Below are 26,348 nucleotides of genomic sequence, written 5' to 3' on the forward strand. Positions count from 1 at the left end.
TGGCGGCGCCTTTGCAGAAATCGACACGCTGGCACGATGCGCACGCCGCCGCACCGCTTCCGCCCCGTCAGGTGAGCGGCGTCCAGCTGCCGTTGGGGCTGCGGCAGGCGGTGCCGCGGGCGTCGTTCTCGTCCGCGCCGGAACCGACGGAATGGCTGTACTGGCGGCAATCCTGTGAACCGACGCGATACGGCTGGGCTGCGACCACGCGGCCGGTGACGCGGCCATCCTCGCTGCGCCAGGCGACCGGCGTGCCCGGCGCGGTGTATTCGAGCGCACGATACTCCGCCTCCAGCGCCTTGCGGCGGTCGCGGGAGCTGAGGTTGGCGCCCAGAGGCCCGCCGATCAGGCCCCCCTTCATGGCGGCGATTATCGAATCGGCCGTCGCGGGCCGTGACGCGGCCGATCCGGTGAGCGACGTCGTCGTGCAGCCGCCGAGACCGAGGCAGGCGAGTGCCACCACGAGCCGTCCAGTCGTCCTGCGCATTCGCTCTCCTGTCTCGCCTTCGGCCGAAGCGGCCGGATAGGGCTCTTGTATGTCGGAATTTTGGCCCGGGTGAAAGTGAGGCGGCGGGTACCGCGCATCGATCCTGAAGGAACATGAACGACAACTGCTCGGTTCCGTTCCGACCGACGTGCCTCACCGGCATTGTCGTCAGGAGGGGCGATGGATCTCACCCCGGCCCCGGCAGCCGTACCTCGGCCTTCAGCCCGCCGAGGTCGGATCGCGAAAGCTTCAGCTCGCCGCCATATTCGCGCACGAGATCGTTGACGATGGAAAGCCCGAGGCCCGTGCCGGGCTTGCTCTCGTCGAGTCGCTTGCCGCGCCGCAGCACGTCGCGCGCTTTGTCTTCGGGGATGCCCGGCCCGTCGTCCTCGATGGACAGAAGCACCGCGCCCGCCTCCTCGACGAGACCCACGCGGGCGCGGGTCTTCGCCCATTTCATCGCATTCTCGAGCAGGTTGCCGACGATCTCCTCGAAATCCTCGCGCTCGCCGGCGAAGATCACCTCGCGCCCAGGCTCGACGAAATCGAGTTCGATCGTCGCATCGACCTTGCGGAACACGCGCACCAGTCGCTGCAGCGCCTCGCGGGTCGGCGTCCGGTAGACGACGCTGTCGCGCTGGGCGGCGATGCGGGCGCGCTGGAGGTAGTGCTCCACCTGCTGCTGCATGGCCGAGGCCTGCTCGACGATCAGCGCCCCCTTGGCGCCGCCCATGGCGCGGCCTTCGTTCAGGAGCACCGCCACGGGCGTCTTCAGCGAATGCGCGAGGTTGCCCACCTGCGTGCGCGACCGTTCCACGATGCGCCGGTTGTTCTCGATCAGCGCGTTGGTCTCGTTGGCCAGCGGCTCGATCTCGGAAGGGAACTTGCCGTCGAGGCGGCTGGCCGTCCCCTCGCGCACCTGGGAAAGCGCGGTGCGCACCTTGTCCAGCGGCCGCAGGCCGAACAGGATCACCAGCGCGTTGACGGCGATCATCGAGACGCCGAAGACCGAGAGGTAGGAATAGAGCTGCCTCTCGAAGTCCGAGATCTGGAGTTCCAGTTCGCTGCGGTTGCCCATCACGCGAAAGCGGGCGATGCGGTTCTCGGCATCCAGGATGAAGTCGTTCTCCAGCACGTCGACCCGCTCGCCGGTCGGTCCCTGCGCCTGGTAGAGCCGCTGGAACTGGCTGTCGAAGGGAATCTCGGCCACGCCCGGCGCAGGTATCGCGGCCGTCATCGACGGCGAGCGGATCATCCCCGTCACGCCCGCCGACACCGGCTCCACCGCCCAGTACCAGCCGGAGCCGGGTTGCGCGAACTTCAGGTCGTAGAGGTCGGGCGCGCCGTTCAGGGCGCCGTCAGGCGAAATCCCGACGGTCGTCACCAGGCTGTAGAGATGCGCGGTCAGAAGATCGTGGAAGCCGCGTTCGGCCGCGTCGCGGTAAAGTGCGGAGATCAGCGTGGCGATCACCACCAGGGCTGCGACCGCCCACAGCGTCGAGAAGGTCACGACGCGAAACGACAGCGATCTCAGGCCGAACTTCACCCGATCTCTCCCACGGCCGGTGCGCGGGTCCGTTTCAAACCTGCTGCTCGCGGATGCGATAGCCCATGCCGCGCACGGTCTCGATCAGGTCGACGCCCATCTTCTTGCGCAGGCGCCCGACGAAGACCTCCACCGTGTTGGAATCGCGGTCGAAATCCTGGTCGTAGAGGTGTTCCACCAGTTCGGTGCGCGACACCACCTCACCCATGTGATGCATCAGGTAGGCGAGCAGGCGGAACTCGTGCGACGTCAGCTTCAGCGTTTGCCCGCCCACTTCGGCCTTCGAGGCCTTGGTGTCGAGCCTGAGCGGCCCGCAGACCAGTTCGGACGAGGCGTGGCCGGCGGCACGGCGGATCAGCGCGCGCAGGCGGGCGAGCACCTCCTCGATGTGGAAGGGTTTGGCGACGTAGTCGTCGGCGCCGGCATCGATGCCCGCCACCTTGTCGCTCCAGCGGTCGCGCGCCGTCAGCATCAGCACGGGCATCTTGCGCCCCGCCTCGCGCCATTTCTCCACGACCGTGATGCCGTCCATCTCCGGCAGGCCGATGTCCAGCACCACCGCGTCATAAGGCTCGGTGTCGCCGAGGAAGTGGCCTTCCTCACCGTCGAAGGCGCGGTCGACGACGTAGCCGGCCTCCGTCAGCGCCTCGACGATCTGGCGATTCAGGTTCTTGTCGTCCTCGACAACCAGTATGCGCATGATTCCTCTGCCCCGCGGTTCGTCCACGTCTCCTGTGCACGACCGGCGCCTACTTCACAGTGAATTAATTCGCAGGGACCTGCTTGCGCACGACGCGGGGCGGCTGCCCGCCCTTGGCGGGGACGGTGTAGACGATGACGCAGACGGTACGGCCGCCGCGATTTTCGGCGACGGCGCTGCGCACGGTGCCGCCTTCGCCGGCGGCAATCGAGCGGCCGATCGCGCCGCAGTCGGCGGCGGCCGTCTGCACCAGCGAGGGCGCAGCGAGCGGCGCCAGCGGCAGTTGCGCCTGGCCGGGCGTCGTCGCCGCCAGGAGCATGAGCGCGGGCACGAGGCGCCGCAGGGGAGCGAGGAAGGTTTTCATGCCGCCTTGATAGCCCGTCGCCTCTGAACGGGGCATGAATGGTCGGGTCCATTGCTTCGTTTCGGCGCCATCCTGCCCTCCCGCTCCAACCGCCTGCCCGCGGCTATTTGATCCTGCTCGTCGCGACGATCCGGCCCCACAGCGCAACGACGCCCGAAATGGCGGCCGCGACCTGCAGTATCGTATCCGTCACGGCCGAATTGTCGAGCCCGGCCATCGGCAGGCCGAAGACGCCGCCCATCGTGGTCGCGATCGTGACGATCGAGGCCCAGACGGTGCGCGAGAGATACCAGGGCTTCTGTTCGGTCATTGCACGTCTCCTGTCTTGGTTGGAAATCGATGGCGTCCGGATGCGCCGCCGCAGGGCGCGGCGGATCGAGCGCGCGAGCATTGTCATGGCAGGTCGACCGTGAGCGTGGCGGGCAGGCCCGCCGTGCCGCCCGGCCGCTTCCTCTGGCGCACGGACACGACCGCCGATCCGCCGCCGCCGAAATCGGCGGCGATCGCGGCTGCGTCGTAGGTCCAGGCGGGTGCGGTCGTCTCGGCCGAACGCTTCAATGCGCCGCCGGGCGTCCGTATCTCGACGAGATAGGCCTCCGCCTCCTCACCAAGCGGGATTTCGTCGGCGTCCCATCCGTCGGCGCCGATCCGGCCGCGACGGATCCAGGTCACCGCAAGGTCGCCGCCGGTTTCGAACGTCGCGCGCAGGTGCACGGGCGCCAGCGGCAGCGCCGCGCGCAGCCCGCCCGTGGCCGTCTCGACCGCAAAGACGTCGCTCTCCAGATCCGCGCCCGCCGGCCCGACACGCCAGTTGAGCGTGAGCCCGGCTTCCGCTGGCTTAAGCCCCGCCGTCGGCACGGCGCCGTCCAGCAGCACGAAGGGCGCGCCTTCCGCAGCGCCCGCCAGCATGGCGTCCTCGGTTCCGAGCTGCCCGCGCAGCAGGTCGCCCAGCCGCCAGATGTCCGGCGCGATCTCCTCGGCGGTGCGGAACTGCACCACCTCCCAGGCCCCGCTCTGCGACAGGATCGCCGCCGCGTTGCCGCCATTGAGCTGCTGCAGCGCCGATATGCTCTGCAGCGCGCCGCCCGAGAGCGAAACGCCGATCGTCGCGCCCCGGTCGAGCCGCCCCGGTACGCCTGGTCCCAGCGCTCCGGTCAGTTCGCCGAGCCTGGCCGCGTCCGGCAGCGCCGTGCGCTGCTCGAAGCCGGTGTATTCGGGCGACACCTGAACGACCTGGCTGCGCCAGGGCTTTGCCCAGGCGGCAATGCGCAGTTCCCGCCAGGGCTCGTCGATGCCCGATGTCAGCGGCAGGTCGATCAGGTACAGCGCGGGCGCGGCCAGCGCCGGCGCGGTCTCGTGGGTGGCATCGCCCAGCGTGGGTGCAATGCGGGCGGGCGCCAGGCGGTCCACCCGCACGGCCTTCACCTGGCGCACCAGCCCCTCGTCGATCTCGGTCACCACGAGATCGTCCGCGCCGAAGGCGGCCGGCAGCCGCACCAGCGCGCCCGGCCGCACGCGCCGCTCGCCGGCGGGCAGCGAAAACGCCATTTCCTCGCGCTCGCGCCAGTGCCGCTTCAGCCAGTCGGCCGCCAGTGCCTCCGCAACCGGCGGCTCCAGGCAGCCGGAAAAGCCCAGCCGCTCCTGCCCCGGATTGGCCGCCCCGTCGCGGCGGCGCCGGGCCGAACCGGCTTCGTGGTCGTTCAGGGGGTCGCGGAAGGCGACGATCACCTCTCCGGCCAGCGCGTGGTCCGGCGCGCGTACCGCCGTCACCGTGGCGCCCTCCTCCGGCTGCACCAGCGCCTCGAGCGCCAGCGCGGAACCTGATGCGGCACCTCGCCGGCGCGCGGTCACGCGGCCGTCCTCCATCCGCAGCGACAGCCCGAACAGGTCGGCGACGGGTTCGATCGCCGCGCGCGGCGAGGCCGGTTCGGAGATCACGTAGCCGCTCGCCCAGCCGGCCGCGCCGTCCGTCTCGCCCGCGCCCAGGCCGTGGTCTGCGAGGATCGCCGCGACGAGATCGCCGGACGACGGGTTGCCCAGCCGACCGTTCAGCCAGTGGCCGGCGAGCCAGTTGCCGCCGTCGCCCCAGACGTCGCCCGCCAGCGGAAAGGCCGGGAAGGGCCGCGCGTCCCAGGCCCAGAGATAGATCCGCTGCGGGTCGACCATGCGGCCGCCATAGACTGGCGAGAGCGGGTTCGCCTCCGGCGCGAACCCAGGCGCCTCCGGGCCCCAGAAGGAGAGGTGCGTCTCGATGAACCGTCGCTGCGCGAGGTCGTCGCGCCCGCCATGCGAGAAGTGCGGCAGCCCGCTTTCGCTCGATTTCGGATCGGAAAAGACATTCGGCTGGTTCGGCCCCTTGTCGATCGCCGGGCAACCCAGCTCCGTCAGCCAGATCGGCTTGCCGCGCGGCGTCCAGGCCGTCGGGCTTGCCGCCTCCACGCCTCCGGTCCGGTCGACATGGGCGTTCGCCCACCAGTTCCACAGGTCCTTGAAGCGGAACACCCACGGCTTGCCGTAGGCCCCGTCCGCGATCGGTGTGCGGATGCGCGCGCGGCGGTCCTCGTCGTGGGCATAGAACCAGTCGTAGCCTTCGCCGGCACGGAGCGCCGCCCGCAGCGCGGCCGGATCGTTCGGTCCCGCAGCACCGTCCGGATTCGAGCCGTCATGGTCGCCGTCGCGCCAGTCCGACAGCGGCATGTAGGCGTCGATGCCGACCGCGTCGATCGCCTCGTGCGCCCACAGCGGGTCGAGATGGAAAAAGACGCTGCCCGAACCGTCCTGCGGCTGGTGACCGAAATATTCGCTCCAGTCGGCGCCGTAGCTGAGCTTCGTTCCCGCCCCCAGCATCGCCCGCACGTCGGCGGCAAGGGCGCACAACGCCTCGACTGCCGGAAAGCTGTCGTCCGCACCGCGCACCGTCGTCAGGCCGCGCAGTTCCGAGCCGATCAGGAAGGCGTCGACGCCGCCGGCCAGCGCCGCGAGCTTCGCCTGATGCAGCACGAAACGGCGATAGCCCCAGTCGGCCCCGCCGCCGGAGAAGTGCACGTGCCCGCCCGAGATCGAGAAGTCCCCCGGCGCCGCCGCGCCGAAGAAGGCTTCCACCTGCGTGCGCGCCGCAGCCGTCGCGTCGACGCTGCCCGTCCGGCCGGCGGCCGGGTGACAGGTGATGCGGCCGCGCCACGGATAGGCCGCCTGCTCGGCCCCGCCGTGCGGGTCGGGCAGTCCGTTGCCGGCCGGCACATCCATCATCACGAAGGGATAGAGCGTGACCGAAAGTCCCCGCGCCTTCAGTTCGCCGATCGCCGCCACGATCGTGTCGTCCGACGGCGAACCGCCATAGGCCGCGCGCCCGCCGGCCTGCGACACCACCAGCGCCGCATCGCCCGTCACGTCGCCGACACGCCATCTGGCCGCGACGGCCGGCCCGTCCCGATCGGTCACCGCCGGCCGGATACGGCAGTCGCCCGCGCGCAGGTCGTCGCCGAACCAGGCCACCACCAGCGCCACGTGCTCGAGGTTCGGGCACAGCGCCTGCAATTCGTCGAGCGAGGCCGCAAGATCCGTCGCCGCGTGCAGCACGTGCCGGTTGACGATCGTACCCTCGCCCTTGCGGCGCTTGTGACGCACGGGGTCGGGCGCATAGCCGAACTCGGTCGAGCCGGGGATCAGCACCATCGCCGACACCTTGTCGCCCGTCCCGCCCACCGGGCGGATCACCTCGAACTGCAGCTGCGGCAGCCGGTTGCCGAAGGCGTCGAGCGGCAGCCGCTCGAACACCACATAGGCCGTGCCGCGATAGGCCGGCGCGTTGCCGGCGCCCTGCTTCGCCTCGATCAGCGGGTCCGGTGCCTGGTCCTCGGTGCCGCGATGCAGGCGCAACGTCACCTCGTCCAGGTCGAGTTCGCGCCCGTCGGCCCAGATCCGGCGGATGCCCGCAACCGGCCCCTCGCACAGCCCGAAGGCGGCGCTGGCATGGTAGGAATAGCTCGTCACCTTCGGCCCGCCTTTCGAGCCCTGCCGGCTGGTCTCCTTCACTTCCTCGAATCGCGTCGCCCAGATCAGCGTCGCGCCCAGCCGCGCCGTGCCGTAGAGCCTGGGCATCGGCGCGCCGTCCTCGGCCGTCAGCACCTGCGCGGAGCCAAGTCGCGGTCCCTCAATGCGGCGCGTACTGTCGATCAGCGCCCGGTCGATCAGATAGCCGCCGATGGCGCCGGCCGCCGTGCCGATCGCCGCTCCGGTCGCGCCGAGCAGGCCTCCGAGATAGGCGCCCGCCGCCTGCAGGATGATGGTCGCCACGGCTCATTCCTCCGGTCTTTCGGGAAAGGCGAAGGCGCCGGCGATGCGGCGGCGCCATTGCGGCACCAGCGGCGACACCGTCACCGCGTGGCCTTCGTAAGCGTGGACGAACCTTTCCGGCGCGACCAGGATTCCGGCATGCTTGGCCGCGTAGTGCGGCTTCCAGCGAAACACGAGCAGATCGCCCGGGACCATCTCGGCCACGGGTTTCTCGCTGCAGTGGCGCCGCGCCGCCGCGATCAGCGGATCGCCCTTGCCCGCCTCGCTCCAGTCGCGCGCATAGGCGCCGGGATCCTCCGGATAGCGGCCATGGACGGCGCGCCACACCCCGCGCACGAGGCCCAGGCAATCGCAGCCCACGCCCTTGCGCGTGCCCTGGTGGCGGTAGGGCGTACCGACCCAGGCGAGCGCCTCCGCCACGATGGCGTCGTTGATCGGTCGGGTCATGGCCTGCCTCAGGGCACCAGCGGCGCGCCATCGAACACCTGGCCCTCGGTCGCGTAGCCATAGGCCGCGTCGTTGCCGGGCAGGTGCGGAAAGCCGCGGAAGTTCAGGTGGTTGGAAAACTTCGCCTTGCAGGTGGAAAAACGCTTGTCGCAGCCCGCCAGGATCGTGAAGCCGTCGCCCGGCGAAGGCAGGCCCGCGCCGTCGCGCCACAGCACGAGTTCGGTCCCCGCGCCCGAGACCCGATGCGACAGCACCCGAACCGTCGAGCCAGCCACCGCGCCGCTCGTCGCCGTCAGCCGTCCCTCGGCGAACCAGCCGGCCGTGAACGCATCGAGGCCGGTCACGCGGATCGTGTCGGCCGAAACCGCGGCCGCGACGGCTCCCACCGCCTTCAGCGCCGGCTGGTCGAGGTCGACGCCGCAACGCTGGTCGCCCAGCTCGGCATCGCAGGCACGGCGGAACCAGCGCCCGCCGATCCGGTCCAGCGCCGCTTCCGGTCCGTCCAGTTCGGCCACGAAGCGGTTGTCGGCCCGCGTGATCCGCCCCACCGTCTGGGTGCGGATCGCTGCTGCCTGTTCGGGCGCGCGCCAGTTGACCAGCAGCGTCTCCACCGTCGCGCCGTCCCAGCGGCCGGCCGCGATGTCCTCCGCCGTGATCGTCGCCGCGCTGAGCGCGCCTTCGATCTCCACCGTGTCGGCTGCAAGCCCCAGCGTCTCGCGCGCCTCGCTCGCGGTGAACCCGCTCTGCGGTGCAAAGATCGTGGCGTCCGCCGTCAGCGGCCGGTCGTGGTCGGTGAAGCCTGCCACCGTGCCGTCGCGCCGCGTCACGCGCCAGCAATGGCACAAGCTCGTCGCCTCCCGCGCCAGATGCGCGGCCAGCATGTCAAAACCGTCGCTCATGGCAGGATCTCGATCAGCGGTATCGTGGGAATCTGGCCGGCGCGGAAGCCGGCGAGGCTCACCGTCAGCCGGTCGGTGTCGAAGCGCACCGGCACGTCGAAGACGAAGCCTGCGGTCACCGCCGCGCCGTCGGCCGGCAGATGGCCGGGCAGGAAGGTCACGCTGCCGGTCGCGTGATCGACGCTGAACTGCGTTTCGGCCAGCTGCTCGATCCCGCCGACCGCGACACGCACGCTTCCCGCAACCGGCTTTGCGATCGCGCGGCGGTAGGCATCCGCCCCCTCCCCATAGATCTTGGACAACTGGAACACCGCCGTCGTTCCGTCGCCCGTACCGAGCGTCTGGTCGGTCGACGCCGGCGTCTCGTGCGGACGGCACGACTTCATGTCGAAGGGGTCGCGGAAGCGGAAGCCGTGCAGCGAGCCGCGCCGCGCCTCGAAGAAGGCGACGACCTCGTGCACGTCTTCCAGCGATCGCAGTCCGGTGCCGGCGTCGTAGCTGCGCCGTGAACCGGCGAACCTGGCATTGCGGCGCTCGTGCCCGGAGGTCAGGAGCACGATCTCGTTGCGCCGCATCGGCCCGCCTGTCGCCCCGAAGGACACCGCGACCGGGAACAGCACCTCGTGGAAGGCCTCGAACGTGCTCATCGCCCACTCCCCGGTTTCATCACCGCCCGCTGCCTCACAGCGTCCGCGCCCCGCGCGCCACGGCCCGCGCGATCATCCCGGTGATCTGCGCCTCCGACTTTCGGAACGACGGCGCGTCGGGCGTCGAGACGTTGAAGACGACGCTCACCGGCGCGGCCCCGCCCCCCGCTGACACGCCCAGCCGTCCGTCCGGCCCGCGCGACAGCGGCATGATCGCCTCTGCACCCGCCTCGCCCATCAGCCCGATGTTGCGGCCGGCCGGAAAGAAGGTCGGCGTCGACACGATGCCGCCGTCGGCGAAGGGCGTCACCCGACCCGGCACGCCGCCTTTCTCGAAGGGCAGGAGCCCCGCCAGCCCGCCAAGGATTGACGAGACGGCCGATCCCGCCAGGTTGCTCAGCGGCTGCAGCCCCTGGCCCAGCGCCATGCCGGCGAGATTGAGCCCGATGCGGCGCAGCACGTCCTCCAGCGCCTTGCCCTGCACCACCGCGCTCGCCAGTCCCTGCGTCAGCTGCCGGCCGAAGCTGTCGGACAGCGACGACAGGTTGGCCAGGGCCTTGTCGACGGCGCTGGTGTCGATCTCGAACGAGACCTCCGGTCCCTCGGTCATGGTCGTTCCTCGCAATGGTCAGGAAAATCGGGAGCAGGGAAAAGTCAGGCCTGGCCGGGGCGGTCCGGGAAGCGCCGCATCAGCGCTGCGAGGTCGTCGCGCCCCGGTGCGCCTTGCGTCGTCCCTCCGAGCCCGAGCGCCGCCGCCGTTCGCGGGGCGTCATCGCCCAGAAGGCCTGCGGCGATAGCCGCATCGCGCCGAGCCCCGCCGCCATCGCCGCCTCCCAGGGGAAGGGCTCGGGCGCCGGGACGGCGGTGCGCGATGCGGCTAGCGAGGGTTTGCGCCGGCATCTCCGCCGATGGCGTCGCGACCGCGGCCACCGGGGGCGCCTTCGTCGCCGCCGGCCGGCTTCGCCACCCCGAAGGTCGCGGCGAGGAGGTCTGCGACGACGGCCGCAAAACCCGCCGCGCCGCCCGGCGTCGTCATGGCCAGCACGTCCTCGTCGGCCACGGCCGCACCTCCCCCGCGCAGGCCGGCGCCGATCACGCGCGCCATGTCGCGGGCCGACAGTCGGCCGGTGGCAAACCGCGCCACCAGCGCCGACAGGTCCTCGGCGGCGAATGCGCTTTCGAGTTCGGCCAGCGCGCCCAGCGTCAGGCACAGCCGCATCCGCGTCCCGTCCAGTTCGGCCGTGATCTCGCCGCGTCTCGCATTGGCGTGGGTCATGCGGCGAACCCCAGGCTGCCTGCCGATTCCAGCGCGATCTCGAAGGTCACCTCGCCGTCATGCGCGCCGGAATATTCGAGCGCGGTGATCTGGAACGGTCCTTCGACGGTGCCGAAATCCGGGATCACGAACTGCCAGGCGGCGATCTCGGAGCCGAAGAAGCGCGTGCGGATCGCCGCGTCCGACGCTGCATCCTTGAAGATGCCGGCGCCCGACACCGAGGCCCGCTGCACCCCCGACCCGGCCAGCAGCTCGCGCCAGCGCCCGGCCGAGTCCGCGTCGGTCACGTCCACCGTCTCGGCATTGAAGGCCAGCCGCTTCGATCGCAGCCCCGCCACGGTGACGAACCCGCCCGCGCCCGTCGTGTCGAGCTTCAGCAACAGATCCTTGCCCTTCTGCGCAACCATGCGCGGACTCCTTTCGTGGTGATGGTGGATGATGGGGGAAATGGCGGTAACCGAGGGGGCACGTCCCCTTCTCCCCGTCCCGCAGGGAGAAGGTCCCGGAAGGGGTATGAGGGGCTGCGGGGGGCTGCGCGGGGACCGATAGCAGTCGCCATCGGCACCAGTTCCCAAGGATGGCCCAAGCCCGTGGCCCGCCGCGCGTGGCGCAGCGGCGTCGGACCAGCCGACGCGCCGCAGCGGGCAGGCCGGATTCGATCTCGGTCGCAACTTCAGGTGCCGGCGGCTAACGGGATTGATCAGCGGCCGACGCCTGCGGACCGGGTGATCCGCGACCTGCCACCGCCGCGGCACCCGCGGCAGCCCCGTCGCCGGTTACGTCAGTGCCAGGACGCCGTCGCCCGCCATCGCGCCTTCCGCGGCGAGGAGCTTCCTGGACCGGGCCCGGATCCGTCTTGCCGGCGATCCGGCATAGACGCCCCAGGGGTCGAGGCTCCGGTTCACCAGGGACAGTGCGCCCACCGCGCTGCCGTCGCCGATGCTGCAACCTGGCAGCACCACGGATCCCGAACCGACGATCACGTGGCGGCCGATGCGGATGCAACCTGCCTTCGGCACGAGAAACCCGCGCGGCACCGTCGGGTTGGTCAGGCACGCGCCGGAATAGTCATCGGAGACCGAGTATATCCGGACGCCCTGAGACAATCCCGCGAAATCTTCCAGCACGACACCCGCACCGGCATAGATATCGGCATGCGAAGCGAGGTGAACGTAGCTTCCGATTCTGAGGCTTCCACCTGCCGCGCTCAGCACGCAAAATGCGTCGATGCGAACATTGGAGCCGAATTCGATCCTCTCGACGTCCACAAGAATAGCCTTCTCGTGTACGCGGACGTTTTCGCCGATGGATCGAATCCCGAGATCGAGTAGTTCTTCCCTCTGCAGGTACCCGCCACCATAGATCTTCATCACGTGCGCCCCTCCACACGTGATGAACATAGCGATCAACCTGAGGATGCGCAAGATACTTCAATGAAAAGCATATCGTGTTGCAATCAAGGGATGCGCGGAGAGCCAGCATCCCGTGCGATGACACAACCCGGCGTGGCGCCTGTCCTCCGTTCCATCATCGATGGAGGGCGGCCATCATCGGGCACGGAGCGTGCTCCCTGAACGTCACCTACCGGCTCGTCCACCCGCCATACCCATAGATTTCGTTCGGATCGTTCGCGGCACAGAATCGTGCGGTTCGATCGAATTCGGAAAGGTGATCCTGGATTCGTCCGGCTTCGGCCGTCACGAACAAGAGGGCCTGGGTCATCGACCAGTGCATCTCTTCCATTCCCAGCTGGGTGAAGTGTCTCCACACGTCACCTTTCGTCTCGCAGACGATCGTTCTGGACAGCCACGCTGCCGCCTTCTTCAGATGTGCGTTCTCTTCAGCCTCGGCAGAGCCGGCGACCATGCCGAACATTGCTCCAACGGCGACGGCGATCTGAAGATGCTTCATGTCTGCGTTCCCCTCTGATCGACGCATGCCGCTTGCGAAGCCGCCCACGCTGCGGCGCGCAACGGCAAGATAGAGTCACTGCGCGATGCGGACCACCCCTCACGCCCCCGGAATGCAAACCCCCTCATACCCCCGCCCCGTCGTCCGGCCCATCCGCGACGGGCGATCGGGCGGGCGGCAGGCGACGACGGTCAGGCCGCCGGGGTTGCTGGGCAGCGACGACAGCGAGGCATCGCCCGGATCGAAGGTCGCGCTCTCGCCGGGGCCGATCGTGAAGCTCTGCGCGCAGGGCGCGGGGTTCACCTCGCCCGGCATGCACAGGCCCACGGTGATCGGCTCGTTGCAGATGTTGGTGGCCGCGCGCGGTTGCACCTGCCCCTTCATGCCGCGCGTGCAATGGTCGACGTCGTCGCGCAGCGAGGTCCGCTGGTAGGTCCCCGTCAACCCGTCGATCAAAGGCGGAAACAGCGCGGCCACCGCCACGCCGATCAGCAGCCCGGCCCAGAGCGGCACGCGCTTCGGCCTGGCGGTACTGTTGGCCACGAACAGCACGGCGAATGCGGCCCAGGTCCCGAGAAACAACTGCCCCGACGTGACCACCGGCAGTGCGGGCAGTGCAGGCGTCGCCCGCCAGGCCTGCGCCAGATAGGCCAGCGCCGGCGTGACGAGATAGGCCCCCGCGACGCCGATCAGCAGCAGCCTGAAGAAAGACAGGCGCGGCTTGCCGGCCTGGAAGCGCAGCACGACGGCCGAGAGGGCCGTCGCGATGCCGATCAGGACGGCATTGGGAAGAAGCTCCGGCATGGCGCACCCTCGCTGACCGGGCACGATGCTGCACCCGGTCAAGACCTGCCACAGGATGGCGCCACGCTCAACACGAGGCTGCGACGCATGAGACCCGTTGAGCGCCCCGAGTGGCGTCGCGAAGTTTCGACCGCGAAAAGAAACGCGTCAGCGGACCGGTTTGCCTAAACCACCTCCACCAGCGCCCGGAACCGCGCCAGCCCGTGGTGCACGGCCAGGTCCTCGTCGTAGCGAACCTCGGTGAACTCGAGCCGCATCGACACGAGCGCATGGCCGTCGAGCGGCAGCGGCTGGTCGTCGAGCAGGGCGGCGATGCGCTCCAGGATCGCGAGCGTCTCGGCCTTGCCCTGCGCCTTCGACCAGACGTGCAGCGTGAACAACTGCTCGACGCCGCTCTCGGTGCCGGTGCTCCAGTCGTAGAGGCTGGTGCGGCCGAAGGTGACGTAGGGAAACGGCGTGTGCGCCGGAACACGGTCGAAGACGCGCGCTCCGCCTGTCAGCGCCGACAGTTCCGCATCCTGCGACAGCGCGGCGAAGACCGCCTTCTGCAGTTCAAGCGCCGTTCCGCCCATCGCTCCCTCCCTTGCGGCGACGGCGGCGCCTGCGCACCACCAGCCGCCGAACCGCTGCCTTGCGATCGCGCGGCTGCTGCAGGCCGGGGTCGAACGTCTCCAGGCGGTCATGCGCCAGCGCCATCAGCGTACGCGAAAGCCCTTCCATCGTCACGCGAAACCCGATCCTCATCGTCCCTCCTCCCGGACCCGGCAGACGAGGAATCGTCCCGTCTCGTCCGGATCGTGAACCGTCTCGATCGCAAGCACCCGGCCGCCGGCCGCAAACCGCATGCCGCTCCTCACGTCGGGGCGGGCGCGCAGCGTCACCACGTGCGTCACGGTCGGCAGCGCCTGGTCGGCGCCGAAGCGCGGCACCGCCGCCACCGGTTCCAGCGCCGCGTGCAGCGTCGCGATGGCCGTCCAGTTCGGCGTGAAGCCGCCTGCGCCATCGGGCTCGGGCGTCACTGCCTCCAGTGTCAGGAGCCGGCGCAGCCGTCCGGGGTCGATCCGCCGGGCGCGCATCACAGCCGCCTCGCCCGCCAGCCGTCGGTCAGCCGGCGGAACCCGTCGGGGACCGACACCGGGCGGTCGTCCGGCCCCCAGGCGGCACGGAACTCGTACCAGTGCGCCACCAGAAGCAGCATGGCGCGCTTGAGCAGGTCCGGCACGTCGGTCCCCGCCTCGCCGAAACCGGCGCGGAAGTCGATCTCGATGCCATTGAGCGGCGCACCCGGGGCCGGACGGGTCTCGACCCACAGCCGCGCCGGCCGCGACAGGCCGTCGAGCCGGTAACCGGACGGGTCCATCGCCGCCGCCTCGCCGTCGGCGCCGTGGAGCGTCACCGACAGCACCTGTTTCACCGGATGACGCGCGAGCGTCACGATTCCGCCCGCCGGCCAGGCGTCGAGCGCCAGCCGCCAGTCCTGGTCGATCATGGCGACGCCGGTCTGCATCTCCACCTCCTCGCGCGCCGCACGGATCAGACCGGAGAGCAGTTCGTCCTCGCTCTCGTGCGCAATCCGCAGATGCGCCTTGCAGTCGGCGAGCGTCAGCGGTTCCGCGCCGGGCGGAACGGTTCGAAAGAGCGCCATCGCGGCCACCTCTGGCTTGGTTGGGGAACGGAGCGGACGGCTCCGTCATGTCGCGGACCGTTCTCGCCGGAAACGAGGATGACGGCCCCCCGCACGGGTCTTGCCCGCGGCGGGGGGCCGCCTTCGCCGCCGGTGTGGAGGGAGCACCGACGGCGGATGGTCTCGGCGCCTCGCGGCGCCGCAGGCCTCACGCCACGCCGAACTTCAGCAGCTTGATCGCGTCGAAGTCCTGCACCCCGCCGCCGACCCGCTTGGTCGTGTAGAACAGCACGTAGGGCTTGGACGAGTAAGGGTCGCGCAGCACGCGCACGCCGGTGCGGTCCACCACCAGATAGCCGCGCGCGAAGTCGCCGAAGGCGATCGGCGTGGCGTCGGCGGCGATATCGGGCATGTCCTCGGCCTCGACGACCGGGAAGCCCATCAGCATGGCCTTGCCGCCCGGCTGGGCCGGCGGCTGCCAGAGGTAGTTGCCGTCGGCATCCTTCAGCTTGCGCAGCGTCGCCTGCGTCCGGCGGTTCATCACGAAGGCCGCGTTCTGGCGGTAGCCGGCCTTCAGCGCATAGACGAGGTCGACCAGGACGTCGGACGGATCGGATGCCGGCAGCGCACCGGACACGCCGGTCCCGATGGTACCGATCTTGGCCCATTCCCAACTCGCCTCGGCCACCTTCGGATAGTGCAGGAATCCCGTCGGCTTGTTGGTGCCGTCGCCGTTGACGAAGGCAGCGCCCTCCTGGACGGCGAAGGCGGTCTCGATCTCGGCGGAGATCCACTGGTCGAGGTCGACGGCCGCATCCTCCAGCAGCGCGGCGGTCGCGGCCGGCATGGCGTAGAGTTCGGCGGTCTGGAACTGCAGTTCCGAGAGCGTCCCGCTCGCCGTCTGCGGCCGCAACGCCGTCTCGGCCACCCAGCCCGTCGCCGGGCCGGCCACCGCGAAGGGCTTCTTCAGCACCGCGCCCGAGACCTGCCGCACCGAGGCGATGCCGCGGACGGGCGAGATCTGCGCCAGACGCCTGCCGATCGCCGCCTCCAGCTCGTCGGGCACCAGATAGCCGCCGTCCTGGCCGGAGCCGTAGGACATCGCCTTGGCCTCCAGGCCGCGCAGATGGCGGTCGTCGCCCGAGCGGACATAGGCCTCGAAGGCCGACGCATGGTCGGATTTCGTCGTCACTCCGTTCGCCAGGCCGAGGATCGGCCGGTTGAGGCGCAGGATCGCCTGGTCCATCGCGTGCTTGTGCTCGTCCAGCGAACGCGCGATGCGGTCGACCTTTTCCGACGTCACCACGTCGGGGCCGGCCTTGCGCTCCATTTCGGCAAGCCTCTGGTCGTTCGCCTCCTTGAAGGCCTCGAACGCCGTCCACACCTCGGAAAAGGCGGCGTTCAGCGCGCCGCCGCCCGGCACGGCCTTGTTTTCCAGTCCTTCATTCCACTGATCCATGGGTCGGTCTTCCCGTTTCTGCCTGAGTTTCAGTTGCGCGACGCGGCGAAGGCCGCGGCGCGGGTGGTTCCGTCCATCGCCGCGGGCGCAGGCCCGGGTCCCTGCAGTGCCGAAAGGCGCGCGCCCGTCAGCATCGGGAAGGTGACGATGGAGATTTCCCAGAGGTCAGCCTCCAGGATGTGCCTCAGCCGCGTGTGCGGATCGGTCCGGGCCCGGATGGTGCGGAAACCGATCGACAACCCGTCGACCGCTCCGTCGACGATCAGCGCGGCGAGCGTGCCGGCCGCGCCGACCGTCAGGCGGCCCTGGACGGCGAGGCCGCGCGCATCCTCGCGCAGGCTGGTCCACACCCCCACCGGCCGCGCCGGATCGTGCTGGAACAGCATGCGGATGCCGCCGGCGCCGCGTTTGGCCAGCGCCGCCGCGAAGGCTCCCGCCTCCACCACGTCGCGCGACAGGTCGGCCACGCCGAACAGGCTCGCATAGCCGGCAATCCGCAGGCCTTCGCCCGGTGGAGATGCCGCTGCCGGCCCGCGCGCGGCCACCGCCGCGTCGTCCGCGAACATGCGCTTGCGCGCGAAGGACATCGCCTCCGTCGTCATTGATCCTGCTCCCTTGGAAATCGTCGGCGAGGCGGCGCCCGCATTCTTCCGGCCGGCTTCGGGACGGCAGGGCGGAAGCGGTTCCGCGGCCAGCGTCGCGCGGCGCGCCGGGGCAAAACCCGCTCCGCAGGCCGATGCCGCTGCGTCACCTCCGAAAGTCCTGTGCGCGCCGCCGCCTCGGCGGCTTGCACAGCATTGTTGGCAAGGAAATGATATGATATCGATTGTTTGGTGTATCAGTGGCCCCGGCAACCGAGGCGAGAAAGCAATATCGAATGAGCTACCGTGACTGGTCTGCCGGGTGGCGTCACTCACGCATGAGCGGTGCTTCGTCCATCGGGACCGGAGCGATCGCCAGGCGTTTGCGTCTCGACGTCGAGCAGATCCGTCCGGCCCATGTCCGCATCGCCGCCGTCGGCATCAGCCTGCTGCTATGGGTCCTGCTGATCGGCCTGGTCGTCTGGCTCTGGTGAGCCGCGGCGCCGGACGGCCCGCCCCACCGCCCGGCCCGTGCATCCGCAGAGCCGCCGCGTGAATTCGCCGCCGGACAGCCGCCCGCACCGCGGGCCGCGTCACCTCAGCCGCCGTCGCGCACCCGGCTGCCGCGCCTGAACGCCCGCATCACGAAGCCCAGCGCCCACCAGGCGGTGAGGCTTGCCGCCGCCGCGCCGAGCAGCATGGTCTCAGCCGGCCCGATCGCCCCTGCGATGCCGAGTTCGGCGACGATCTTCAGCCCCGCCGCGCCGCCGAACACCAGCCCGCAGGCCGTGCCCACCGCAAAGCGGATCGCCGCTTCGCGCCGCCCGCGCGGCAGGATGTAGGCCAGCGAGATCGCGGAACCTGCAACAGCCCCCGCTCCCTTCGCAGCCCATATCCAGGCGGCCTCTGAAAACTCGGTCATGGACATGGTTCCGTTGCCCCTGGTTGACTGGGCGCGGCGCCCGAACGCCCCGCCCCTATTCCCTATCCACCACTCGCCATTCGCCATTCGCTATTCGCTACTCCCTCCCCCATACCCCACCGCCTCCCGCTTCTCGTCGTCGGTCAGGAACCCCGCCGCGCTCACGCGCTGCCACAGCGCCTCGCGTTCGGGGGCCAGCGCGCCGATGGCGTCGAGGTCGTACCAGAGCTTCAGCCGGCCCGACCGGTCGAGCAGGCGGGACAGGGCGGCAAGCGTGCGGCCGGCCATCGGCAGCACGGTCAGGCGGAAGAAGGAGCGGTTGGCTTCGGCGTAGTTGGCGTAGGTCGCATCGCCGGGGATGCCGAGCAGCATGGGCGGCACGCCGAGCGCCAGCGCGATGTCGCGGGCGGCGCCGTTGCGGGCCTCGGTGAAGTCCATGTCGCGCGGCGTCAGGCCCATCGCCTTCCAGTCCAGGCCGCCGTCGAGCAGCAGCGGACGGCCGGCGCGGGATGCGCCCGAATTCCGGTCCAGCTCGGTCTTCAGCCGGTCGAACTGCTCTTCGGTCAGGCTGCCGCCGTCCTTGGGCGCATAGATCAGGGCGCCGGACGGCCGGGCCGAATTGTCGAGCAGCGCCTTGTTCCAGCATGCGGCGGCGTTGTGGGTGTCGAGCGCGGCCATCGCCGCCTCCAGCGGCGGGAAGCCGCGATGCTCGTCGAGCGGATGGAACAGCGCCAGATGCAGCGCCGCTCCATCGGCGCCGAGCGGGATGCGGCGGCGGGTACCGGCGGCCTGGTAGTCCAGCGCCTGCGGCCAGCCGGCGCCGTCGCAGGCCACCGTCACCTGGTCCGGGCGCAGGAGATGCATCTCGGTCGATCCGTGCAGCCCCGAACTCATCTCGACATAGGCGTTGCCGGCAATCAGCAGATGGCCGTGCAGCGTCTCCAGGAACTCCGCGCCCGACTGGCGCGCGTTCGGCCGCGCCATCAGCGCCAGCGCCGGATGATCGGCGCGCTCCTGTCCGTCCTCGTAGGCCAGCAGCTGCAGGCCGGCCACGGCCTCCGCCACCAGCTTGACGGCCCGATGGGCGACGGGATTGCTCATGTAGCCCTCGCGGGCGAGGCCGGCATAGTCGCGCCGCGTCCAGCGCGCCTCGCCGGCCATGTGCAGCGCCACGAAGCCGGCCGTCTGCTTGTGCTCCGGAGCACCGGCGCGCGGGGTCGTTCGCGGGCGCGGCCACGGCCAGGTCAATCGCATGGAGGTCTCCATCCTGTCGGGTTGGTTCGGCTGCTTCAGATCGTCCGCACGCGGGGCTCGCCGCCGCCGCGCAGCATCAGCTCGCTGATCGCCCACACCAGCGCGTCGAGCCGGTCGGGCGAGCGGCCCGACGACAGCCCGTCCGGGCCGAAGTCGCACATCTCGTCCTCCAGCGCCGGAAAGCGCGCGGCGTGTCGGACGCGGCCCTGCTCGTAGAGAGCGGCCACGGGCTCTGCGCGCACCCATTTGCTGCGGCTCGCCCGCACGCTGCGCACCGGCACCGTCGCATCGACGCTGCGGATCACCGCCGCCACCATGTCACCGCCCTGGTTCACCTCGGCGACGATGCAGTCGGCCTCCAGCTGGTGGAACAGCGCCACGGCGCACGCAGCCCAGCCTTGCGGCGTCAGCCCCTGCACCGTCGCATCCGCCAGCACCAGCGCCAGGTCGGGCCTGGCCAGGCCCGCCGCCACGATGCCGCAGGCATCCGAACTGCGCCGCGAGCCGGCCGGAGGGTCCACCGCCACGACGATGCGCGACAGCGGGCGGCGGGCCAGGTCCGGCGCCAGCGCCGCTTCCACCCGCGCACGCGCCCACAAGGCATCGGAACGGTCCTCGATCAGCTCGCCCTGGAGTTCCTGCCGGCCGAGGCTCGTGCCGGCATAGCGCGCCTCGACGGCGGCGATGAAATCGGCAGCGAGGTTCCTGGCATTGTCGCGCGTGGTCATGCGCGTCAGCTCGAAGGCCGGGTCGGCCATCAGCCGGCGCACCAGCTCGACCGGCCTCGGCGTCGTGGTGATGAGCTGCAGCGGCCGCCGTCCCAGCCGCAGGCCGAACTGCAGCATGTCGAAGGTCGCGTCCATGTGCGTCCACTTGGCCAGTTCGTCGCACCAGGCGGCGGCGAATTGCGGGCCGCGCAGGCTGTCGGGATCCTCGGCCGAGAACATCTGCGCCACCGCGCCGGAGCGGTCCCACACCAGCCGCCTCCGCGATGCCTCGAAGCGGGGACGGTCCTGTCTTGCAATCGTGCGGATGCCGGACGGTCCCTCGATCATCACCTCGCGCACGTCCGACAGCGTCTCGCCCACCAGGGCGATCGAGCCATGCGTCTCATGCGCGTAGGGCGACAGGCCGCAGGCCACGCCGTGCACCCATTCGGCGCCCAGCCGCGTCTTGCCGGCGCCGCGGCCGCCGATCACCATCCAGCCGGCGCGCGCGTGCGGCAGAAGCCGCCACAGCGGATACTGCGCGTGCCTGGCCTGCCCGGCCCAGCTCTCGAGGTAGCGCCTAGGCGTCGTCCTGCGGGCGAAAACCGGCGGCGAGGAGCCGGCGAGCTTCGAGCGCAGCCAGGTGGACGATGCGCTCATTGACGTCGCGGACGTATCGGGCGAGATCTTCGTCACTCGTGGTCTCTTCTTCCTGCACCCGATCCAGCGCGCGGGCTTCCCAGCGTTCCAACATGCCGGCGAAGGCCGAGAGGCCGTCGATCTCCTTCTTGTCCAGGCCTGTGTCGCTGCATTCGGCGCGCTCGATCAGCGCCGCCATCTGGCTGATCACGAAGGCGCTTGCGCCGGCCAGCACGGACGCCGCGTCGACTGCATCGCGCGGCGGCCGGTCCGGACCCGCCGCGCCGGCCTGCCACGCCGACGTCACGGCGGCCGGCCCGTCCGGTCCCTGATCCGTCGGGGCAAATTCGATGCGTCCGACGGCGCCGTCGGTCCGATCCGCCCCCGCGTCGCAGGCCGCCGCGTCCGGCCCGGGCGGCACCGGTCCGGCGCGCTCGTGCTGCGCCTCTCTTGCGGCGCTGGCGGCGATGATCTGGCGCAGCAGCGCCTGCACCTGCGAAAGGCTCCAGTCGATGCACTGCCAGTCCTCGGCGACCGACCGCGCAAGGACCGCGCCGGCGTCGACACCCATCAGCGCCGCGACCCGCCCCACCGTCGAAGGCGCGCCTTCGCAGAGCGCGCGCGCCGCCATCCACTGCAGCACCGTTCCGCGCGGCATGGCCTCTCCTCGACATGGTCCTGATGGATCCGCCGGCAGCCAGCCGGGCCACCCTGGCCTTCCGGCCCGGGCAGCGCTCTTCAGGCGCAATTTTCCGACGATAGCGAAACCCTACAGGATCACCGTCACGCCGTCAAGGACTATTTTCCTATTTTCCTGCACCAGGCCGCGATGAGGCACGGGCGCGGAAGAAGCCGGGAGACCGGTCGGGCAGTCCGGCAGAACGGTGCTTGCCGAAAAAGGCCAGGCGCCGCTTTCGCGTGGTCCCGAGAACTGGCCCGCGGCAATGACCGCCGGATGTCCTCGCAGCCGAAGGAATGGCGCGGCACGGCTCCGGCAATGCGGCCTCTCCGTGCCGGTCGATACTCTCTGCGCAAGCGCTCTCTGCTAGCGTTGCGGAAACTGAACGGGAGCGAGATGGCGTTATGGACCCTCTGGACCTGGGCGTGCTGGATTTCTGCAAGACCATCGGCCTGGCCGAGGCGGAGATCGCCGACGACGAACTGCTGCTCGTCGTTCAGGACCATCTGATCACGCTCGCGCTCGACCGGGTCAGGGGCAGCGTGGTGATGTTTGCGGCCGCCGGCGAGGTCGGGTCGTCCGAGACGTCGCTGCGACGGGTGCTCGAGCTCAACCATCTCGGGCAGTCGACCGACGGGTTCTGCCTCGGCCTGGAGCCGGGTGGCGACCTCGTCGTGCTGTCGCACCGGCTCGACACGGAGGCCTTGCGCAGCGGCCGGCTGCACTCCGATTTCGACCGGTTCGTCACCGTCCTCGAACGCTTTCGCGCGGGTTTCGACACGGCGCCGGAGCCCGAGGCCGGGGCGCACCAGGCGCCAAGCGAGGACTGGATCAAGATCTGACGAATCGCGCCAAGCGCGGATGAGAGGGATTCACCATGAAGATCGAGAATTTCACGCGACTCGTGCAGGAAGCCTCCCGTGACGCCCGCGTCACCACCGGCGTGAACAAATATGGCGACGTCGAGCCCAAGGCCGGGCTGACGAGCGGCGGCCGTTTCGTCGAATGGGTCAAGAACCGCAAGGAATACGTCGCCCAGAACCAGACTGCGCGCAACGAACTCGCCAAGTCGCTGACGGAGACCTATGGCGAGGGTTTCGACGTGAAACGCCTGAAAATGGCTCCGGGCCGCGCGCTGACCGTCGGCGATGTCGCCGTCTGGATCAAGCGGGCCGAGACCTACACCGCGAGGGTCGGCAAGCAGAACGAGACCATGGCCAAGGCGACGGTGCGGGACTTCGACGCCACCGTGAAACAGGTCGCGCTCGAAAAGAAGTTCACGGCGCCGATCCATCCCAAGCTCCTCGAAGCGACCAGGGTCCTCGTCGAGCAGACCATCGCCAGGCGACCGCCCAACCTTCCGCCGATCGGGGGCGAGAGCGCGAAAGAAGTCATGTCCGACCTGATCGGCGGGCTGATCGACGGATTGCGCAAGCACGAGCAGAACGTCGACGGATCGCTGCGCTTCAAGGATCGTCCGCTGCTTGAGCGGGTCATCGGCTTCGCCCACAAGACGAGCCTGACCGGCGTCGATTTCTCCCGCGTCCTCAAGGAGGTCGCCACCGCTCCCGTGGACCGGAACGACAAAACCCTGCCGGAAGTGTACAACCGTGCCGTGGATTCGTCCGCTCGCGTGGTCGACTTTCTGCGCACCACCGATCTCGGCGACGCCGACAGCCTCTGCGGCAACATCAAGGAGCTGATGCACTCCATCGGTCTGGAGATGGAGGAAGCCTCGATCCTCAGTGAATTCACCTTGAAGATGAAAAAGCTCGATCCCGACCAGACCACGTCCTACATCAGCACCGCGATCGCAACCGGCATCCTGCGCCTTGACGATCATGAGGTTGCCAAGCTCTCGAAGACGCTGAAATCGCAGGAGGTTCGCGATCTGTTGGGCCTGCTCAGCGGCATCGGCGCGGGATTCCCGCAGGACGCGCGCGGCATGACGTTCTACGCCTACGCTGGCGAGACGAACATCATCGCCAAGAAGACCGAGACTGTTTTGCAATCGATCATCACGGCCGTCGCCAATCATCCCATGTCGGGCAGCTTCACGAGCGGCTCGGTCCAGAAGACGGAGTTCAGGAAGCCGGACGACGTTCCCGAGAACATCATGCAGGCGGTCAAGAACCACCAGGGCTTCGAAGACGGTGTCCTGATGACCAACTAAGTTAGACATCCGACCCGATCGAGCCGGAGCGGCGACCGTGGCCGCTGTCGCTATCGGCGGGTCGAGTTGCGGTCGAGGCGCCCGTCTGGACGGATTGCCGCTGTCGAAGCGCGGTCCTCTCTCCTCGCACGCCGCGGGTCCGGCCGCTCAGCCCGCCACCACGCCATGCGTCAGCGCACCCAGCGGCGCGGAGAAGGTCAGCACCAGTCCCTGCTCCGCATAGGTGCTCGACACCTCGCCGATCGCGCCGAGGCTGGCCTTGATCAGCCGCGTGCCGAAGCCTGCGCTGCCGGCGCCGGCAACCGGTTTGCCGGTCGTCTCCTTCCAGCGGAAATCGAAGCGCGGCTCGCCGCCGTCGCGCGCCACGCACCAGGCGATGTCGATCGCACCGCCTGGATGGCTGAGCGCGCCGTATTTCATCGCGTTGGTAGCCAGTTCGTGCACCACCAGCGCGAAGGTCAGCGCGGCCTGCGGCGAGAAGTCGACGTCCGGCCCCTCGATGCGCATGCGGCCCTCTTCCACGAGGTGCACCGACAGCGTCGCGTCGAGCAGCAGGCGGAAGTCGGAGCGCTGGAAGTCCGTCGACAGCAGGAGGTCGTGCGCGCGGGCCAGGGCCGAGAAGCGTTCGAGCAGCAGCCGCTCGACCTCCTCCAGCCCGCCGGCACGGCGCAGCGTCTGCGAGGCGATCGACTGCAGCACGGCGATGGTGTTCTTCACCCGGTGCGCGAGTTCGCGCGTCATCAGGCGCTGGCGGTCCGCGGCCGCCTCCAGCTCCACGAGATGGTCACGCACCTGGTATTGCCGGCGCCGCCCGTTCAGCGCCCAGCGCACCGCACTGACGAGGCTTTGCGAACTCATCGGCCGTTCCAGCGTGATCATGTTGACGATCTCGACCGGCATCATGCGCCGTAGCTGCATCTGCTCCGACATCGACTGCCTGCGGCTGACGATGAAGATGAAGGGATAGGCCGACCAGGCGGGCTGCGCCTCGATGGCCGAAACGAGGCCGCCCCAGTCGCCGCGCGCGGCTGCCTCCTCGGTCATCAGGATCGCGCCGGTGTCGTCGCACAGCGCCGCCGCCAGTTCTGCCAGAGTGCCGATGGGAAGGCCGGTCAGCCCGTGCGCGGCCAGCGTGGCGCGGATGTTCTCGGCGTCCCGGCCCGCGGGTGCCAGGATGTGCACCGTCTCACTCTGCGGCTGCATCCGACCGGTGTTCCATCAGCCTGTCCTCGTCGCCGACATAGTGCGGCGTGCCGGTGAGAACGCCGTTGAAGTCGGTCAGCCCGTTGCCGACCCGGATGCCGCCACCGTCGATCAGCAGTTCGCGGATGACGTCCTCGTGCGCGCCGCCGCGGTTCTTCAGAACCGACATCGCCTTGCGGATGCGGCCCCTGGCCTCGAAGAAGCGGAACAGCATCACCACGTCGGCGATGTAGGAGATGTTCACGTGGCTGCTCGTCATCGAGCCCACCAGCCCCGATTGCGGGTTGATCAGCAGCGTCAGCACGCCTTCCTGGCTGAGATAGGACAGGAGTTCGTGCAGCTGCAGCAGGAGCTGCTTTTCCTGCGGCATGGAGGTCAGGTATCCGTTCATGCTGTCGAGCACGATCACGCGCACGCCGCGCGTCTCCACCTCCTGGCGGACCATCCAGGCGAAGTGGCCGGGCGTGATGTCGGCCGGGTCCACCTGCACGATCTTCAGGAGCCCGCTGTCCAGATAGGGCTGCGGATCCTGGTTCATCGCCCGGGCGCGCGCCATCAGCGTGCCGATCCGCTCGTCGAATTCGTAGACCGTCGCCGGCTCGCCGCGGGCGCAGGCCGCCAGCGCGTAGCTGAAGGCCACCGTCGTCTTGCCGCTGCCGGCGGGGCCGGTCAGGAGCACGCTCGTCCCGCGCATCGGGCCGCCCTCCATCAGCCCGTCCAGCGTGGCGATGCCGCTGCCCACCCGTTCGCCGGAAAAGGGCCTGCCGTGCTGCGACGCGATCAGGCTTGGAAACACCCGCAGCTTGCCGGTCTCGATGGTCATGTCGTGATAGCCGGCCGAGAAGCGGATGCCGCGCATCTTCTGCACCTGGCAGCGCCGGCGCGCCGCGCCGAAGTCCAGCGTGTCGCGCTCCAGCGTCACCACGCCATGGGCGATCGAGTGCAGGTGGTTGTCGCGCCCGCCGGCGCTGGTGGTCATGTCGTCGACCAAAAGCACGGTGATCGCCTTGCCCGAGAAATACTGTTTCAGGCCCAGCACCTGGCGGCGGTAGCGCAGCGAATCCTGCGCCAGCAGCCGCAGTTCGGACAGGCTGTCGAAGACCAGCCGCGTCGGCCGCACCGCCTCCACCCGTTCCATGATCATGTCGACGGTCGCCGACAGCTCCACCTCCCAGGGGTGCAGGATCGTCTGTTCCCGCCCGTCGCCCAGGATCTCCTGCACCGCCGACAGCTCGAACAGTTCGATGCTGTCGAGATCCCAGCCATGCGACATCGCGATCGCCGACAGCTCGTCGCGGGTTTCCGACAGGGTGATGTACAGGCAGCGCTCGCCGCGCGCGGCACCTTCGAACAGGAACTGCAGCGCCAGCGTCGTCTTGCCGGATCCGGGCGCGCCTTCGACGAGATAGACCCGGGCCGGCGTCAGCCCGCCGCCCAGGACGATGTCCAGGCCTTCGGTGCCGGTGGAGATCCGCGGATCATGCGGGTTCACGGCCTCGGGAACATCGGGCTTCGGCATGTGTTGGGACGGCGTGATGAGGGCGGCTCCATGCTGTCCGGTCCGGCCGTCGGTGCGACGGTCCGGTCCGCTGGGTTGGTTTCGGCCGGCCGGTCATTGTCTGGTCCGGGTCGGCCTTCCTTCCGATCCGACGGCGCCAGCACCGTCCGATCCGTCCCATAATGCCGCCGCCCGCCCCGGGTTCCCTTGCCCGGCGGCGCCCGGGCGAGCG

The 26,348-nt window shown here is 69.8% G+C and carries 30 protein-coding genes and 1 pseudogene; 3 read left to right on the top strand and 28 right to left on the bottom strand.

Annotated features, from left to right (window positions below; translation table 11 throughout):
* Positions 1–67: 67 nt before the first annotated feature.
* The 22 genes from N1F91_RS25040 to N1F91_RS25145 all read right to left on the bottom strand — a co-directional run bounded on the left by N1F91_RS25040 (position 68) and on the right by N1F91_RS25145 (position 17,062).
* On the bottom strand, positions 68–487 hold the full coding sequence (locus N1F91_RS25040) for a hypothetical protein (RefSeq protein ID WP_289996224.1): 420 nt from the start codon (positions 485–487) through the stop codon (positions 68–70).
* Positions 488–674: 187 nt separating this feature from the next.
* Positions 675–2,033 carry an ATP-binding protein gene (locus tag N1F91_RS25045; protein ID WP_289996225.1) on the bottom strand — a complete coding sequence of 453 codons (1,359 nt, stop codon included), beginning with the start codon at positions 2,031–2,033 and terminating at the stop codon, positions 675–677.
* Positions 2,034–2,067: 34 nt separating this feature from the next.
* Positions 2,068–2,733, bottom strand: a complete 666-nt coding sequence (locus tag N1F91_RS25050; protein WP_289996226.1) for a response regulator transcription factor — start codon at positions 2,731–2,733, stop codon at positions 2,068–2,070.
* Between the two features lie 64 nt (positions 2,734–2,797).
* Positions 2,798–3,097 (bottom strand): hypothetical protein, encoded by a 300-nt coding sequence (locus N1F91_RS25055; RefSeq protein WP_289996227.1) that lies wholly within the window; start codon positions 3,095–3,097, stop codon positions 2,798–2,800.
* Positions 3,098–3,200: 103 nt separating this feature from the next.
* On the bottom strand, positions 3,201–3,407 hold the full coding sequence (locus N1F91_RS25060; protein WP_289996228.1) for a hypothetical protein: 207 nt from the start codon (positions 3,405–3,407) through the stop codon (positions 3,201–3,203).
* Between the two features lie 83 nt (positions 3,408–3,490).
* A complete protein-coding gene (locus tag N1F91_RS25065; protein WP_289996229.1) occupies positions 3,491–7,393 on the bottom strand; it encodes a glycoside hydrolase/phage tail family protein in 3,903 nt (1,300 codons plus the stop codon).
* Between the two features lie 3 nt (positions 7,394–7,396).
* Positions 7,397–7,840: an NlpC/P60 family protein gene (locus N1F91_RS25070; RefSeq protein WP_289996230.1), complete on the bottom strand. Its 444-nt coding sequence runs from the start codon at positions 7,838–7,840 to the stop codon at positions 7,397–7,399.
* A gap of 8 nt (positions 7,841–7,848) precedes the next feature.
* On the bottom strand, positions 7,849–8,739 hold the full coding sequence (locus tag N1F91_RS25075) for a DUF2163 domain-containing protein (RefSeq protein ID WP_289996231.1): 891 nt from the start codon (positions 8,737–8,739) through the stop codon (positions 7,849–7,851).
* Positions 8,736–9,386, bottom strand: coding sequence for a DUF2460 domain-containing protein (locus N1F91_RS25080; RefSeq protein ID WP_289996232.1), 651 nt, complete (start codon positions 9,384–9,386; stop codon positions 8,736–8,738). The genes N1F91_RS25075 and N1F91_RS25080 overlap by 4 nt, the downstream gene beginning before the upstream one ends.
* Before the next feature lie 34 nt (positions 9,387–9,420).
* On the bottom strand, positions 9,421–9,996 hold the full coding sequence (locus N1F91_RS25085; RefSeq protein ID WP_289996233.1) for a phage tail tape measure protein: 576 nt from the start codon (positions 9,994–9,996) through the stop codon (positions 9,421–9,423).
* 79 nt (positions 9,997–10,075) lie between these two features.
* Positions 10,076–10,210, bottom strand: a complete 135-nt coding sequence (locus tag N1F91_RS25090; protein WP_354670561.1) for a phage tail assembly chaperone — start codon at positions 10,208–10,210, stop codon at positions 10,076–10,078.
* Positions 10,211–10,263: 53 nt separating this feature from the next.
* The gene (locus tag N1F91_RS25095; protein WP_289996234.1) at positions 10,264–10,662 is read right to left on the bottom strand and encodes a gene transfer agent family protein; all 399 of its coding nucleotides are present in this window, start codon (positions 10,660–10,662) and stop codon (positions 10,264–10,266) included.
* The gene (locus N1F91_RS25100; protein WP_126701754.1) at positions 10,659–11,069 is read right to left on the bottom strand and encodes a phage major tail protein, TP901-1 family; all 411 of its coding nucleotides are present in this window, start codon (positions 11,067–11,069) and stop codon (positions 10,659–10,661) included. The genes N1F91_RS25095 and N1F91_RS25100 overlap by 4 nt, the downstream gene beginning before the upstream one ends.
* Positions 11,070–11,438: 369 nt before the next feature.
* Complete coding sequence (locus N1F91_RS25105) at positions 11,439–12,032, bottom strand: acyltransferase (protein WP_289996266.1); 594 nt, start codon at positions 12,030–12,032, stop codon at positions 11,439–11,441.
* A 211-nt stretch (positions 12,033–12,243) separates the two neighbouring features.
* The gene (locus tag N1F91_RS25110; RefSeq protein ID WP_289996236.1) at positions 12,244–12,573 is read right to left on the bottom strand and encodes a hypothetical protein; all 330 of its coding nucleotides are present in this window, start codon (positions 12,571–12,573) and stop codon (positions 12,244–12,246) included.
* A 99-nt stretch (positions 12,574–12,672) separates the two neighbouring features.
* Entirely contained in the window at positions 12,673–13,377 is a 705-nt protein-coding gene (locus N1F91_RS25115; protein ID WP_289996238.1) for a hypothetical protein, read from the bottom strand.
* A 164-nt stretch (positions 13,378–13,541) separates the two neighbouring features.
* On the bottom strand, positions 13,542–13,949 hold the full coding sequence (locus tag N1F91_RS25120) for a DUF3168 domain-containing protein (RefSeq protein ID WP_289996239.1): 408 nt from the start codon (positions 13,947–13,949) through the stop codon (positions 13,542–13,544).
* Positions 13,930–14,121, bottom strand: a complete 192-nt coding sequence (locus tag N1F91_RS25125) for a hypothetical protein (protein WP_289996240.1) — start codon at positions 14,119–14,121, stop codon at positions 13,930–13,932. Before N1F91_RS25125 ends, N1F91_RS25120 begins: the two co-directional genes overlap by 20 nt.
* A complete protein-coding gene (locus N1F91_RS25130) occupies positions 14,118–14,453 on the bottom strand; it encodes a phage head closure protein (RefSeq protein ID WP_289996241.1) in 336 nt (111 codons plus the stop codon). The genes N1F91_RS25125 and N1F91_RS25130 overlap by 4 nt, the downstream gene beginning before the upstream one ends.
* The gene (locus tag N1F91_RS25135; protein ID WP_289996242.1) at positions 14,453–15,022 is read right to left on the bottom strand and encodes a head-tail connector protein; all 570 of its coding nucleotides are present in this window, start codon (positions 15,020–15,022) and stop codon (positions 14,453–14,455) included. The genes N1F91_RS25130 and N1F91_RS25135 overlap by 1 nt, the downstream gene beginning before the upstream one ends.
* A 187-nt stretch (positions 15,023–15,209) precedes the next feature.
* Positions 15,210–16,460, bottom strand: coding sequence for a phage major capsid protein (locus tag N1F91_RS25140; RefSeq protein WP_289996243.1), 1,251 nt, complete (start codon positions 16,458–16,460; stop codon positions 15,210–15,212).
* Positions 16,461–16,489: 29 nt separating this feature from the next.
* A complete protein-coding gene (locus N1F91_RS25145; RefSeq protein WP_289996244.1) occupies positions 16,490–17,062 on the bottom strand; it encodes an HK97 family phage prohead protease in 573 nt (190 codons plus the stop codon).
* A 317-nt stretch (positions 17,063–17,379) separates the two neighbouring features.
* Between N1F91_RS25145 and N1F91_RS25150 the strand changes: the two genes are divergently transcribed.
* Positions 17,380–17,535 (top strand): hypothetical protein, encoded by a 156-nt coding sequence (locus N1F91_RS25150; RefSeq protein WP_289996245.1) that lies wholly within the window; start codon positions 17,380–17,382, stop codon positions 17,533–17,535.
* Between the two features lie 104 nt (positions 17,536–17,639).
* On the opposite strand, the gene N1F91_RS25155 is transcribed toward N1F91_RS25150, so the two are convergent.
* From N1F91_RS25155 to N1F91_RS25170, 4 genes and pseudogenes are all read right to left on the bottom strand, one after another.
* Positions 17,640–17,963, bottom strand: a complete 324-nt coding sequence (locus N1F91_RS25155) for a DUF6107 family protein (RefSeq protein WP_289996246.1) — start codon at positions 17,961–17,963, stop codon at positions 17,640–17,642.
* Positions 17,964–18,053: 90 nt separating this feature from the next.
* Positions 18,054–19,142 (bottom strand): annotated as a pseudogene (locus N1F91_RS25160) (phage portal protein); the annotation flags it as partial.
* Positions 19,143–19,252: 110 nt separating this feature from the next.
* Positions 19,253–20,584 (bottom strand): terminase family protein, encoded by a 1,332-nt coding sequence (locus tag N1F91_RS25165; protein WP_289996249.1) that lies wholly within the window; start codon positions 20,582–20,584, stop codon positions 19,253–19,255.
* Positions 20,505–21,221 carry a hypothetical protein gene (locus N1F91_RS25170; RefSeq protein ID WP_289996250.1) on the bottom strand — a complete coding sequence of 239 codons (717 nt, stop codon included), beginning with the start codon at positions 21,219–21,221 and terminating at the stop codon, positions 20,505–20,507. The genes N1F91_RS25165 and N1F91_RS25170 overlap by 80 nt, the downstream gene beginning before the upstream one ends.
* Before the next feature lie 425 nt (positions 21,222–21,646).
* Here N1F91_RS25170 and N1F91_RS25175 point away from each other — a divergent pair, with 425 nt between their 5' ends.
* Both N1F91_RS25175 and N1F91_RS25180 read left to right on the top strand, forming a co-directional pair.
* Positions 21,647–22,084, top strand: a complete 438-nt coding sequence (locus tag N1F91_RS25175; protein ID WP_289996251.1) for a type III secretion system chaperone — start codon at positions 21,647–21,649, stop codon at positions 22,082–22,084.
* 35 nt (positions 22,085–22,119) lie between these two features.
* Positions 22,120–23,415: a hypothetical protein gene (locus tag N1F91_RS25180; RefSeq protein WP_289996252.1), complete on the top strand. Its 1,296-nt coding sequence runs from the start codon at positions 22,120–22,122 to the stop codon at positions 23,413–23,415.
* Positions 23,416–23,562: 147 nt separating this feature from the next.
* On the opposite strand, the gene N1F91_RS25185 is transcribed toward N1F91_RS25180, so the two are convergent.
* Together N1F91_RS25185 and N1F91_RS25190 are read right to left on the bottom strand one after the other, a co-directional pair.
* Complete coding sequence (locus N1F91_RS25185; protein WP_289996253.1) at positions 23,563–24,618, bottom strand: sensor histidine kinase; 1,056 nt, start codon at positions 24,616–24,618, stop codon at positions 23,563–23,565.
* Positions 24,602–26,137, bottom strand: coding sequence for an ATPase domain-containing protein (locus N1F91_RS25190; RefSeq protein WP_289996254.1), 1,536 nt, complete (start codon positions 26,135–26,137; stop codon positions 24,602–24,604). Before N1F91_RS25190 ends, N1F91_RS25185 begins: the two co-directional genes overlap by 17 nt.
* Between the last annotated feature and the right edge of the window lie 211 nt (positions 26,138–26,348).

Source organism: Aquibium sp. ELW1220 (assembly GCF_030398385.1).
Taxonomy (GTDB): Bacteria; Pseudomonadota; Alphaproteobacteria; order Rhizobiales; family Rhizobiaceae; genus Aquibium.

Excerpts from the sequence above, each read along its gene's own strand:
- N1F91_RS25175 (WP_289996251.1), top strand. The coding sequence starts at position 21,647 with ATGGACCCTCTGGACCTGGGCGTGCTGGATTTCTGCAAGACCATCGGC.
- N1F91_RS25170 (WP_289996250.1), bottom strand. The coding sequence starts at position 21,221 with ATGCCGCGCGGAACGGTGCTGCAGTGGATGGCGGCGCGCGCGCTCTGC.
- N1F91_RS25165 (WP_289996249.1), bottom strand. The coding sequence starts at position 20,584 with ATGAGCGCATCGTCCACCTGGCTGCGCTCGAAGCTCGCCGGCTCCTCG.
- N1F91_RS25040 (WP_289996224.1), bottom strand. The coding sequence starts at position 487 with ATGCGCAGGACGACTGGACGGCTCGTGGTGGCACTCGCCTGCCTCGGT.
- N1F91_RS25080 (WP_289996232.1), bottom strand. The coding sequence starts at position 9,386 with ATGAGCACGTTCGAGGCCTTCCACGAGGTGCTGTTCCCGGTCGCGGTG.
- N1F91_RS25145 (WP_289996244.1), bottom strand. The coding sequence starts at position 17,062 with ATGACGACGGAGGCGATGTCCTTCGCGCGCAAGCGCATGTTCGCGGAC.
- N1F91_RS25150 (WP_289996245.1), top strand. The coding sequence starts at position 17,380 with ATGAGCGGTGCTTCGTCCATCGGGACCGGAGCGATCGCCAGGCGTTTG.
- N1F91_RS25115 (WP_289996238.1), bottom strand. The coding sequence starts at position 13,377 with ATGCCGGAGCTTCTTCCCAATGCCGTCCTGATCGGCATCGCGACGGCC.
- N1F91_RS25130 (WP_289996241.1), bottom strand. The coding sequence starts at position 14,453 with ATGCGCGCCCGGCGGATCGACCCCGGACGGCTGCGCCGGCTCCTGACA.
- N1F91_RS25055 (WP_289996227.1), bottom strand. The coding sequence starts at position 3,097 with ATGAAAACCTTCCTCGCTCCCCTGCGGCGCCTCGTGCCCGCGCTCATG.
- N1F91_RS25095 (WP_289996234.1), bottom strand. The coding sequence starts at position 10,662 with ATGACCCACGCCAATGCGAGACGCGGCGAGATCACGGCCGAACTGGAC.
- N1F91_RS25190 (WP_289996254.1), bottom strand. The coding sequence starts at position 26,137 with ATGCCGAAGCCCGATGTTCCCGAGGCCGTGAACCCGCATGATCCGCGG.
- N1F91_RS25075 (WP_289996231.1), bottom strand. The coding sequence starts at position 8,739 with ATGAGCGACGGTTTTGACATGCTGGCCGCGCATCTGGCGCGGGAGGCG.
- N1F91_RS25070 (WP_289996230.1), bottom strand. The coding sequence starts at position 7,840 with ATGACCCGACCGATCAACGACGCCATCGTGGCGGAGGCGCTCGCCTGG.
- N1F91_RS25110 (WP_289996236.1), bottom strand. The coding sequence starts at position 12,573 with ATGAAGCATCTTCAGATCGCCGTCGCCGTTGGAGCAATGTTCGGCATG.
- N1F91_RS25100 (WP_126701754.1), bottom strand. The coding sequence starts at position 11,069 with ATGGTTGCGCAGAAGGGCAAGGATCTGTTGCTGAAGCTCGACACGACG.
- N1F91_RS25155 (WP_289996246.1), bottom strand. The coding sequence starts at position 17,963 with ATGACCGAGTTTTCAGAGGCCGCCTGGATATGGGCTGCGAAGGGAGCG.
- N1F91_RS25125 (WP_289996240.1), bottom strand. The coding sequence starts at position 14,121 with ATGAGGATCGGGTTTCGCGTGACGATGGAAGGGCTTTCGCGTACGCTG.
- N1F91_RS25105 (WP_289996266.1), bottom strand. The coding sequence starts at position 12,032 with ATGAAGATCTATGGTGGCGGGTACCTGCAGAGGGAAGAACTACTCGAT.
- N1F91_RS25085 (WP_289996233.1), bottom strand. The coding sequence starts at position 9,996 with ATGACCGAGGGACCGGAGGTCTCGTTCGAGATCGACACCAGCGCCGTC.
- N1F91_RS25180 (WP_289996252.1), top strand. The coding sequence starts at position 22,120 with ATGAAGATCGAGAATTTCACGCGACTCGTGCAGGAAGCCTCCCGTGAC.
- N1F91_RS25135 (WP_289996242.1), bottom strand. The coding sequence starts at position 15,022 with ATGGCGCTCTTTCGAACCGTTCCGCCCGGCGCGGAACCGCTGACGCTC.
- N1F91_RS25185 (WP_289996253.1), bottom strand. The coding sequence starts at position 24,618 with ATGCAGCCGCAGAGTGAGACGGTGCACATCCTGGCACCCGCGGGCCGG.
- N1F91_RS25060 (WP_289996228.1), bottom strand. The coding sequence starts at position 3,407 with ATGACCGAACAGAAGCCCTGGTATCTCTCGCGCACCGTCTGGGCCTCG.
- N1F91_RS25050 (WP_289996226.1), bottom strand. The coding sequence starts at position 2,733 with ATGCGCATACTGGTTGTCGAGGACGACAAGAACCTGAATCGCCAGATC.
- N1F91_RS25090 (WP_354670561.1), bottom strand. The coding sequence starts at position 10,210 with ATGGCGGCGGGGCTCGGCGCGATGCGGCTATCGCCGCAGGCCTTCTGG.
- N1F91_RS25140 (WP_289996243.1), bottom strand. The coding sequence starts at position 16,460 with ATGGATCAGTGGAATGAAGGACTGGAAAACAAGGCCGTGCCGGGCGGC.
- N1F91_RS25120 (WP_289996239.1), bottom strand. The coding sequence starts at position 13,949 with ATGGGCGGAACGGCGCTTGAACTGCAGAAGGCGGTCTTCGCCGCGCTG.